Below are 8,664 nucleotides of genomic sequence, written 5' to 3'. Positions count from 1 at the left end.
GGGGCCTGCTCGACCCCCGGGGCCTGCTCGACCGCCGGGGCCTGCTCGACCACAGGGGCCTGCTCGACCACAGGGGCCTGCTCGACCGCCGGGGCCTGCTCGACCACAGGGGCCTGCTCGACCCCCGGGGCCTGCTCGACCGCCGGGGCCTGCTCGACCACAGGGGCCTGCTCGACCACAGGGGCCTGCTCGACCACAGGGGCCTGCTCCACCGCCGGAGCCTGCTCGACGGGAGTGCTGCTGGTGGCTGGTGGCTTGAGAGAAGGCTGACCCGTTGCCTTGGATTGCACCTGAGCCTTGGCAATCTCCACGGCCTCTGCCAGCATCCTGGCTTTCTCGTCCTCTTTGGCCTTCGCCGCCGCCTCGGCCTTCGCCTTCGCTTCCTTCTCTTCGGCCTCGATCTGCTTGTGAAGGTCTTCCACCAACAAATCGACCGGAGTGTAGAGAGATCCCTTGCGGAACCAGACCATATCACCGGCTTTGTTGAGGCAAAGCACACCCGGCTTGGACTCTGGTATTGCCTGCGAGCCAAATGCGTAGTGGACCGATTTCAGCTTGGCGAGGGAAATCCATTTGGCATGCTTCTTAGCGACAACCATATCCCGCTGGATCTTTCTCACCTCGTCCTCAGTGAACTCTCCCGGCAGCCAGTATGTGAGCCGCGTCTGTGCATCGACGCTTTGAATGATGTGTTGCTCGACCATCAGGTTGTGCACCACGTTCACATCGGTAGGGCAGCTGACCTTCATGTCTTGGATCGCGCCGATGATCTCGACGATCGCCTGAGGCGAGGCAATGTAAACGTCTCCCCCGACGACCCATATCATGGAGCCCGGCTTGTTGTAGGTCCATGTTGGGGTGAGCCGCTGGGTGGCTTTGATGAACTGAGAGGAGAGGGAATATTCCCGCCGCCCAGTCTCTTTCAGATTTCGACCCTGTACGTCTTTCAGAGTTGATGCGCTGTCAGCTCTACGGAGGGACTGATGGATGTACCCATCCTTCTCGGCGTAGTGCGATATGGCCGCGCAAATCTCGTCCATGATGTTGTCTGTTTGGCAATCTGTGAGGTACTGCTTCGCCTCGTCAGTGAGCAATTGCAGGATGAGGTACTGTGCCGCCTGCTCATGGCTACGGCCACGACCTGGCCGATACTCAACGCGGTAGCTGCTGACATCGTTTTTAACCGCCCAACCCGTCAGTGAGCCTAGATAGGGTTGCCACTGCACATGGCTGTCCACGCACATGATCCGCATATCGTTGAACACCTTCCCGATGTCATGCATGAGGGCGGCGACAAAGACTGCATAGAAGTAACGTGAGCGTCGGACCGCCTCAAGGTCTGGATAGGTGATCGTCGGGAGGTCGATGTTGTATGCCTCACCCATCGCCATCATGGCCACTTCCAGACTGTGAGAGAGGAGGCCACCCGGATCAGTGTGATGGTAATCCTCACTGGCCGGAAGCAGGTGGATGTACTCAGCCGTTCTACGAATGACAGCCGTGATCATCTTCTTCGGGGAATAAACAGCATCTGTCGAAGACAGCCCGGACCGTCTAATAATTTCGTCTATCGTTTCTTTGTGTGGAGCCAAAATATCATCAATGGATAAGGGCTGGATCCCGATAATAGGCATAGGGGAATAGAACACCCCGTTTGGCACGACCTTTTTACCGGAAACAGTTCTCACCTCTTTGAGAAGGTCACCGCGCTTTTCTTGGTTACCGCTTGATGTGTATCTCAACACAAGCCTAATTGCCGCTGCGGCAAATTTTAATAACATAGGCCAGTCTCATCAAAAATTAAGGGGCTTAACGCCCCTTCGTATCCCGGTCGATTAGATCTGCTCACTGTTCAAGCCAAGGAACCGCTTCACCGTTTGTGCGCCTGGCACATCGTCAGTGAAATGCTTCATCACCAGAGCCCGAATATCCTTCTCCTCAGCAAGCAGTTTCAGGAAATCCTCTGGTGAATACTTTCCACCAGCTCGGCGTGAAACGTTGGTGACCAACATAAAGTGTTCGCCGGTGGCCGTGATGGGATACATCAACACCTTGCTAGACATTTCCTTTTGCTCATCGTCAATTTCACCGAGGTACCACAATTGGTCAGTGAGATAAGCCAACTTGTCGATGGTGTATAGCTTGTTGGCAAATCTCCTCAGTTGAGGATGGTTCACGTAAAATGCCAACTCAGAAGATTGGTCAGGGGTCATTATTTCAACCTGATCCATATCGTGACCTTTGCGCAGCTTGGCCAGCTTCACTTCCTCAGCGGAAATGTTATGGCTGACTGCATTGAATAACTCATCCAGCCACGCATAAATCTTCTTTTTGTTCTCTGCATCACCGCCAAGCATTCTGAGCAATGTACCGACGCGCATAAATGCGTTGCTGGTCTTAACGGAACCACGAGACAGGAAACGCTCGACCAAGGCGCTCTTAGGCGTGAATTTAACAGCCAGTGTGCCAACATTAGGACGGAATGCATCTGCGTCCTGAGCGGCAGCCGCTTTATTTTCTACATGTGATCTAGCGGGTTGATTCCGTCCTGATGACTTCGTTCCTTCGCCATTTCCGTTTCGCTCGGTTTGATTGCGCTTGTTTCCTGAGACTTCTGCCATTTGTAAACCCTCTCCGCCTTATTTATGTCAACGAGTTGTTTATGGATACTCTCACTCAACTCTCGTAATTGCCGTAACTCTTCTTCGGTCTTAATAATCAGTTGCAGCTCCCAGAGCTTCGCCTTATGACTGAACTGACTTTCCTTAAAATGAATCTTGTTCGCCGGGGTGAGCGTTTCACCCAATACCTTCCCCCTCGTTCCCTTTCGCCTCGGTGCGTAATCGCGCCATCCGATGTAGAGCTTCTGGTTCAGAGGGTGCCGCCTCACGAATGGGGCGTACCGACCCAACATTCGTTGGTCTTTCGGTAGGTGCTCCTGGCTCTTGTTTTTCTGTCTAAACGCCAACCAGTACCGGTCCACTACTTGCTTGGCAACAGCCTCGATTTCTTCGCTCGATTCAATCAGGGATGTTCGCAGCCTCGATGAGATGTCACCACAGACATGACCAACCAGCCAGTCCAACGCCATTGTTCATCCTCTTGTTCCACATAGAATACTTGTGTGGAAAACCACGGAGTTCCACACAAGCAAACTCTTCGCAGTCAGATCCAGAACCTTTCAGACCGCTCAAAGATGCCTAAGGCTGTCATTATCGGATAATCTACAGCGTTTTGCGAGGGTGATTTTGCCACATTTTTCCACACAAGATAGGTGGAAGGCCCAGAAACCATTTGATTTCGTCTCAAAATCGGCACCTTCCACACAAGATAGGTGGAGCTCGTCATTTTTGTGGTGAATGCAGTTATTATCGCACTCTTCCACACAAGATAGGTGGAAGCGTGGTTTCTTGTGTGCTGGGTGGGGGCGGTGGAAGGGTGGGGAGGGGGAAGGTGGTTTTGGCAAAAAAAAATCCCCCGGAGAACGGGGGATTGCGTGGCAGACTCAGGCCGGTTTTTGCGACTCAGCGCAGGTCACTGAAAGTCACTCATGTTGACCTTAGAGCCGGTGGTACTCTTACTTTTCGCTGCTGACTCTTCCTCGGGCTTAGGCTGTGGAGAGGGGGCCTCGCCCTTCTGCTTACCCTGGCTTTCCTTGTCGTCGATATATCCAAATAATACCTGGAGAAGGATATTCACACGGCCAGCACGCGGGGCTTGGTTGATGATTTTCTCTAGGGCTGGCGGTATTTGAATGTCGCCGCCCATAGCCTTTCTCAACTTAGTTCCCAATTTAGGGTCATTCAGTCTTGCAGAAACATCATCAGATGGCCGCAACTGAATGCGCTTGTTTTGTTCATTTTCATCAGACATCGAATACACCTTTCAGGTAAGCGTTCCCAATATCCAGGCCCACATCTACGCCGTGAGCATGAATACCAAATGCGCAGGTGAAGGATGCACTCATCAGCTTGCCGCCGTTAGGCTCCATGCATTCAAAGTCATGGAAGGTGTGAACTCGGAGCTTTTGAGGAATTTCATCTTTCAGAATATTAATGAAAGTATCATCATTCACCGCGCCGCCACTGATAACGATGGCCTTAATGCGGTCTTTATGGCCTTCAAAGCTGTTCAACAATTGCGGGAGTTGAGCTGAGATAAAGCCACGAATAACCTTGGCTTTATCAGCAGTGCAATCAATCCACTGATTATCAATGCCGCCATTAGGGTTGGGTTTGGTATTAGTGAACCAAGCCTTGTCAGCAGTTTTTGGTGATACGTCCAAATGTTCTGCGAGTTTGGTGATGCAGTTATTAACACCAGCAACACGGGTATGAGTGTCCACACAAATTTCGCCATCTACTACCAGCATACTTTGCCAGTCGCCACCGCCAATTTGGAAGATTGCATAAGTGGTTGCTTCTTTTGGAATTACATTGCGCACCGCTTCGGTTTCATAAAGAACGGGCACGGGTTTCTCGCGTTTGAGTGTGACGTTACAAATCTGAACAGGGGCGTCTGTGCGGCCATCGCGGAATTTGATTTCTTTAACCAGTGACTCAAGCAGGGCATAGTCATCCTTATTCAGGACGTTTTTGCTCATGCTTTCACGGAACTCATTCATGTAGTTAGAGGAGGCTGAAAGTCCCACTGAAATAGTGTGTTGACCGGCACCAAGCCCCTTAGCCAAAAGCGCTTTAAGCAAACGCTGATAATGGCGGTCTCTAATAGTTCCACCAGTGATCCGCACGCCAGAAACACCCAACTTAACTGCATCGTCACCGATCAAATGCTCAATATCATCCTCAACCAGAACGATAGAGTTTTTAATCTCAAACGGATCGACATTATGTTGCAGTGCAGCCATGTCGGGTTTAAAGCGAATAGTTTTCATGTTGCCTCTCTATATTTGATTCGTTTTTTTGCTGGCATGTAGCGCACATCTTGGATGTCGATTCTATGTCAGCCAGAGCAACAGTCAAGCAAAAATGACTCCTCAAAGACAGACTTTGGCTCTCACCTGACACACATCTACCCTCCAACACGCAACCTGGGCCTCTCGAATGAGTCAAATTTACTCCGGTTGCAGTCAAAATGTATTGCAAGGGAGTCGAATTGGCTTATGATAGGGTCAAAACCTGATAAATGCACATGGAAATCCCAAGAGGATTTCAAGGGTGATTTATGATGTGTGATGGAAAATTGAACAGATGTGTCATTGCTTCGGTGTGCGCTGCTCTTTTGGGTGGGTGCTCAAGTGAACCTTGCTATACCCGTGGCAATGATGGCTATTCGATGCAGTATGACAAGTTTGCCTCTGGCATCAGCTTGGGCGAGGTGAGGGCAATTAACCTGCCAGGTAAAGGTGAGTCGGTCGCCATGCTGAGTTATGTGCAGTCGGTGTCCGAGCCAGACTTTGACTACCTGACACATGTTTATGCCCCTGCGAATCTCGACGGATTACTGAGCTCGGTTTGTAAGGCGAGTCAGGGCGGGGGGAGTTGGCGTCAGCCAATCAAACCGGTACCGCAAGCGGTATTTTCTATTGATGGCTCACCGGAGGAGATGATCTTCGTAAGCGTGAAGGCGTCAGGTATTTTTGGGGTCAACGCCTCCTTCTGTGATGACGGCGTGTTGAGTGCCGCCTTCATGGCCGGGCCTCACCTGTCCCATACACCTTGGTTTGTTGATGCACCTCATACCATCCACATCCAACGCAACGGCCAGTTTGAGTATGAAACGCTACCCGGCTTTGCAATGGTCATGAATCCGCGAGGGGTCTATCAAAGTGGGATGTTTGTGGTTCGGGGTCAGCATCAGGTTGAGGTGCCGGCAGCAAGCCCCGGCCTGAATACGTACAAGCAGAATGAAGTGGTGGTGTTTACGGCCAGCTTCTTTGAAAACCCTATTCGATAATTGACTGTGGGACGCCAGCCCTTGACCGCTTAATGCGGAACTGGTGATGCCACTGCTTGCCGGGCGATGAATCCCGGCAGGCAGGGGCTACGACCGGCAGGCCTATTCTGTACTGTCAGATCTAAGGTGGCATGAGCTGTGAGCTCACAGTGTCCACCCAAGAATCAAGCTGGGCCACCAGCAAATCACCTCACCCGGAGAGCAATCATTATCACCGCCTGGAGCAACCTGGGCGGTTTGGGTGTTTTTTGTCTTGGTTATCCCATGTCATGACATATAATAGCGATTATCCCGAAAGGTTAAGAGATGGCATTTATGAAAGCTATGAGGCCGTTAGCACTAATGGTACTTGCATCTATTTCTTCCGCCAGCGTCAACGCAGATCCGATGCTTGAGCGCCAGGCGCTTCTTGAGAAGGAGCGCCAGAGCTACCTTGATCAGCGGGCCCAGCAATACTCTGATGCTGTAAGTGGCTGGCATTTTTACGTTGACCCTAAGGAACAGGAGCAAGCGCAAGAAGCAGATGATCCCGCCACCCCCGCGCAATCGGCGGAGCAGCCGGTCGAGAAAGTAAAAATTGATGTCAAATGGCTTCGTGAAAACCTTCCTCACATGCTCGATGACGCCATGAATAACCCCGGCGACATGCAGAAGCTCAAGCTCTACTGGTTGGCTCAAAAGATGGCCGTGGACATGGCCACCAAGTTCCAAGATGGCACCCGCCGGATGTACCTCATGAACTCTGAACTCAGCGAGAACAACCGTCGGCCTGAGACCCAATTCCAGCTTGAAACTCACAACAAGCAGGTCATAGAAGGTAAGAAGAAAGCTGTTCAGACGGTCTTTGACCGGGCCGGGCTTTGGTTCTTCTACAGCTCTACTTGTCAGTATTGCATCAAGGAAGGCCCGATCCTCAATTACCTGGAACGCCTCTTCAACGTGAATGTGCTCGCTGTCTCCATGGATGGCCAGCCTCTACCCGGATCTGATTTCAAGGATGTGGTGGTTGACCAAGGGGGAGAGATGAGCATGAAGCTCGCCGTTGAAAGAACCCCCACCATGTTCCTTGTTACCAATGACGGCAAGACCATCCACAAATTGAGTGAGGGCCTTCTGACCCTTGATGAGCTCGTCGACACCATTCTTTATGTCGCTCAAGGCGCGGGTGTCATCACCGAAGCCGAGTTGCAGGAGTCTCGTGACGTTCGCCAGTACCTCATGACGGATGCAGAAACCCTGAGCACCCCGACGGCCAAGCCTTCATTAATCGAGATCAACAAGAGCGATCTAGAGAGCGGTCCTGATGTGCTCATCAAAGAGTTTGAGTCTCGCCTGAATTTCCCCAGCCATGATACCGCGCCGGTTAACCCCGCCGGAGGACAAACCCAATGAACCTCAAGATAAAGCTCAAGTTCCCCATTCTGGCCTTTTGCGTCCTTCTCGGACAGGTGCCGCAGGCGATGGCGGATAACCCCATGAAAGACATTTTCTCGGACATGATGACCAACAGCACATCGGCCACCAGCTTCAACACCGCCAAACGCTTTGGAGCCACTGGGGGCGGGTTCACGGCGCGGGTACCCCGCGTAACGCCGAACATTATTGCCGTGGTCCCACCTAAACTGAACGTCGGTTGCGGCGGCATGGACTTCTTCACCGGATCATTCTCCATCATCAACAAGGACCAGATGGTTCAGGTCATGCGCGGGATTGCAAACGGGGCGGCCACGTATGCGTTTTCCGTGGGGATGCAGGCTGTCTGCGCTACCTGTATGTCAACGCTCGAATCCCTCTCTAACCAGCTCAACAAATTTAACGCCGATAGCCGGGATGCGTGTCAGAAAACCTACAGCATGCTCTCCGAGGGGCTGGGCGCTGAGGGGATGAACTTCGCCAACAAGAAATCGCTTTTCGACCCTCAGAACGTGGTCAACGGTATCTTCTCAGACTACGGTACCGCTTCCTCAACTACTGAGGATTCCGCCAAGAAGGCTCTCGAAGCCACTCCAGAGAAGTTGAAAGATGCGGAATACAACCTCGTATGGGATCAGCTGGGCAAACACCAGATTGATAGCTGGGTCATTGACGGGGTGAGTGGGTACAACTGGCGCGAACTGATGCAGTCAATGCTTGGCACTGTCGTCGTGCAGGTTAAGGCGAGCCAGGGTAACGAGCAGGCGCAGGTTGTTGGCGATCCGTTCCCACCCACAATGACAGCTAAAGACCTGTTACTGGCCGCTGACACGGTGACCGTGCTTCATTGCACTGATTCCGCGAAATGTATGGCACCAGTCAAAACAACGGTATCTAACTGGAAAGGTTTGTCTCAGGTTATCAGCGCCCGTTTGTCCACCCTTCATACTTCATTGGCCAACCGTCGATATACCGCCCTGAGTGCCGATGATCAGAAGTTTTTGAACGTCGTTGATGCGTCATTTGTGGCATACCTGGAGCGCACAACGCCGGGATATGCCGATGGCAATATCGCTCTCTACTCGCAGGTTTTGGCTAACGAGGTAATCGCTCATTCGATCGGTGGTTTCATTGCTCGCCTCCAGAACTGGATGGGGGTTCGGAAAAGCGACAGTCAAGTGCAGTACATGAAGCAACTGGATGCAGCGATGCAGAACTTGAACAGACAAATGGAGGAAATGTCAGCTTCGACAGCGATGGCACAGCAACGCCTCTATAACAACTTCGCCTACTACGAGTCAGTTGCTAAAACGCTCGGCCCTGGACAATTTTAAG

The 8,664-nt window shown here is 52.0% G+C and carries 8 protein-coding genes; 3 read left to right on the top strand and 5 right to left on the bottom strand.

The window, feature by feature from the left end; translation table 11 throughout:
• The 5 genes from mobH to OKC31_RS20165 form a co-directional block, all read right to left on the bottom strand.
• On the bottom strand, positions 1–1,781 hold a 1,781-nt coding region (mobH, locus tag OKC31_RS20180; protein ID WP_270657520.1), incomplete at its 3' end, for a MobH family relaxase.
• Between the two features lie 54 nt (positions 1,782–1,835).
• A complete protein-coding gene (locus OKC31_RS20175) occupies positions 1,836–2,621 on the bottom strand; it encodes a hypothetical protein (RefSeq protein ID WP_270657519.1) in 786 nt (261 codons plus the stop codon).
• Complete coding sequence (gene mobI / locus OKC31_RS21720) at positions 2,519–3,091, bottom strand: conjugative transfer protein MobI(A/C) (protein ID WP_279963601.1); 573 nt, start codon at positions 3,089–3,091, stop codon at positions 2,519–2,521. Before mobI ends, OKC31_RS20175 begins: the two co-directional genes overlap by 103 nt.
• A gap of 443 nt (positions 3,092–3,534) precedes the next feature.
• On the bottom strand, positions 3,535–3,873 hold the full coding sequence (locus OKC31_RS20170) for a hypothetical protein (RefSeq protein ID WP_270657518.1): 339 nt from the start codon (positions 3,871–3,873) through the stop codon (positions 3,535–3,537).
• Positions 3,866–4,894, bottom strand: coding sequence for a hypothetical protein (locus OKC31_RS20165; protein WP_270657517.1), 1,029 nt, complete (start codon positions 4,892–4,894; stop codon positions 3,866–3,868). Before OKC31_RS20165 ends, OKC31_RS20170 begins: the two co-directional genes overlap by 8 nt.
• A gap of 401 nt (positions 4,895–5,295) precedes the next feature.
• Between OKC31_RS20165 and OKC31_RS20160 the strand changes: the two genes are divergently transcribed.
• From OKC31_RS20160 to OKC31_RS20150, 3 genes are all read left to right on the top strand, one after another.
• On the top strand, positions 5,296–5,916 hold the full coding sequence (locus OKC31_RS20160) for a hypothetical protein (RefSeq protein WP_270657516.1): 621 nt from the start codon (positions 5,296–5,298) through the stop codon (positions 5,914–5,916).
• Positions 5,917–6,222: 306 nt separating this feature from the next.
• Complete coding sequence (gene traF, locus OKC31_RS20155; RefSeq protein WP_270657515.1) at positions 6,223–7,308, top strand: conjugal transfer protein TraF; 1,086 nt, start codon at positions 6,223–6,225, stop codon at positions 7,306–7,308.
• Positions 7,305–8,663 carry a conjugal transfer protein TraH gene (locus OKC31_RS20150; RefSeq protein ID WP_270657514.1) on the top strand — a complete coding sequence of 453 codons (1,359 nt, stop codon included), beginning with the start codon at positions 7,305–7,307 and terminating at the stop codon, positions 8,661–8,663. The genes traF and OKC31_RS20150 overlap by 4 nt, the downstream gene beginning before the upstream one ends.
• Position 8,664: the final 1 nt, after the last annotated feature.

The sequence above is a fragment of the Aeromonas sp. Y293-4 genome (assembly GCF_027705905.1).
GTDB classification, from domain to species: Bacteria; Pseudomonadota; Gammaproteobacteria; order Enterobacterales; family Aeromonadaceae; genus Aeromonas; species Aeromonas veronii.
Note: the sequence above shows the minus strand (reverse complement) of the source record. Positions and strands in the feature narration are given on the sequence as shown.